The 1,745-nt window shown below is 59.1% G+C and carries 2 protein-coding genes; both read right to left on the bottom strand.

The features are described from left to right. Nucleotides 1-12: 12 nt before the first annotated feature. Nucleotides 13-465 (bottom strand): hypothetical protein, encoded by a 453-nt coding sequence (locus tag ACE4YL_RS02895; protein WP_461369186.1) that lies wholly within the window; start codon nucleotides 463-465, stop codon nucleotides 13-15. Between the two features lie 77 nt (nucleotides 466-542). Further along, a partial coding sequence (locus ACE4YL_RS02890; protein WP_461369185.1) for a cadherin-like beta sandwich domain-containing protein occupies nucleotides 543-1,745 on the bottom strand: 1,203 nt, incomplete at its 5' end.

Below are 1,745 nucleotides of genomic sequence, written 5' to 3'. Positions count from 1 at the left end.
TACGCCTGCCGCCTAAGACTCTCCATCTGCACTCAGCTCCTTGGCGGCCACCTGCAGCTGAAGGCGGAGAATTTCTCGGGCAAAGTTCTCCTCAAAATACTCGCTGGCGTTATTGTAACTATAGCGGCAGTAGTCGAGGAGCAGGGAGGCCGCTGGCGTAGGCATGACGACCTGCTTATCACGCTGTCTCTCTGCCGCCAGAATCAGGTCGATTGCCTCTGCAGTGGTCATCGGAGCTTCGGGTTCCTCCCCCTCTTCGGGTTCCTCAGGCTCTTCCATTAGTTGGGTGAGGATCGCGGCCAGCTCCGTCTCGTACCACTCGTCGGCAGGCAGCAGACAGCTATAATCGAGTTCCTTGCCCACGAGATCATTGAGGTATGCCTTGCCGCGCTCGATCATTGCCTGCAGCGAGGCGTCCTCGTCGTCCCAGGTGATCTTGAGGTAGTCCTTCACGGCCTGGAGCACGGTGCATCACCTCCCTCTGGAAATGCGCAGGGCGGCGAATGGTGCCGCCGCCCTGCGTGTGTTAGTGGTTCGTCAGGTCAGGACTTGGTCACAGTGACAGTGTAGGTCTCACTCTCGGTGCCGCTCGTCACAGTGATCTCGACGGTATTCTCGCCATCCTCCCATGTCGCAGACGTGCCGTTGGTGTGCGGAACTTCGTTGACCAGGATTTCGATCTCGGCCTCGCCGTCCTTGGCAACCGCGGTGATGGTGTTGGTTGCATCAGTGGTGGTGGCTGTGTAGACCATCACGCTCTTGTTGAACGTCGGAGACAGGGTCAGCGCTCCGATTTTCAGGCTCGCCAGCCGTGCGTCGTAGACAGGGTACACGGTCAGCGGGTCGTTGGTGACCGCGACGTCACCAGCCACACTCAACGGGTCGTTGGTGATATGCACGTCAGGCACCGCTGGCACTAGGTTCTGGATGTCGAGCACGAGGAACGAGGTGTTGTCCATCGGGCGGCCGGTGCCGTAGAGTTTGATGAGGTATGTCCGCTCATCCTCGAGGAAGCGATACTCGTCGCTATACTCGATGCGCCCGCCCTTGCCGGTGCCCATAGCCATGATGTAGCGCTTGGCTAGGCCGAGGATGGCCTTGCCTTGCTCCACATAGGCACTCTGCACGATCTTGGTCGGCAACGGTAGGATGTCACGTACCCACGATCCGTCAGGACGCTGATAGGCGGTTGCCGGCATGACCCTATTGAGATAATCAACGGGGTTGACTATCATCAGTAGCGACGTCACGGGGCGGTTGAGCAGATTTGGGCCCACCGCGAGCTGCGATGCCAGGGCACCATAAGCCGCCGGGGTGAACTGAGTGACCGGGATGGGTACCTTTGGAGCGTAGCCCAGTATGTTGTCAAACACCGTCAAATCACGGTCCATGCCGATAGGCTCAAAGATCCGATCATCCGGGTCGGGGGCTTGATCTGCAATGCCGCGCCCGCTGATTATGCCCTGCTCCAGTCCGTTGGCGAGAGCCTCAGCCAGGATCGTCCGTACGTAGCGGTCAAGCCACGCGGGGCCGAGGTCAAGCATCGCCTTGCAGACAGGTACATACGCCGACAGCTTGGTCTGTTCAAGGTTCAGGAAGTTGAACTGGGCGGCAAGCTGCTTTTTAATTTCACTGCACAGCGGCCCCCACCAGGCCAGAAAACGACCGTCCATTGTGCTGTACAGCCACTTGATCAGGGCCGACGCGTTCTCGAACTTGATTTCCGATAAGAGCGGGTGCTCCTC

The sequence above is a fragment of the Candidatus Darwinibacter acetoxidans genome (genome assembly GCF_041936445.1).
GTDB lineage: Bacteria > Bacillota > Limnochordia > Darwinibacteriales > Darwinibacteriaceae > DTU010.
The sequence above is the reverse complement of the archived record's forward strand: the minus strand, read 5'-3'. Positions and strand labels throughout refer to the sequence as shown.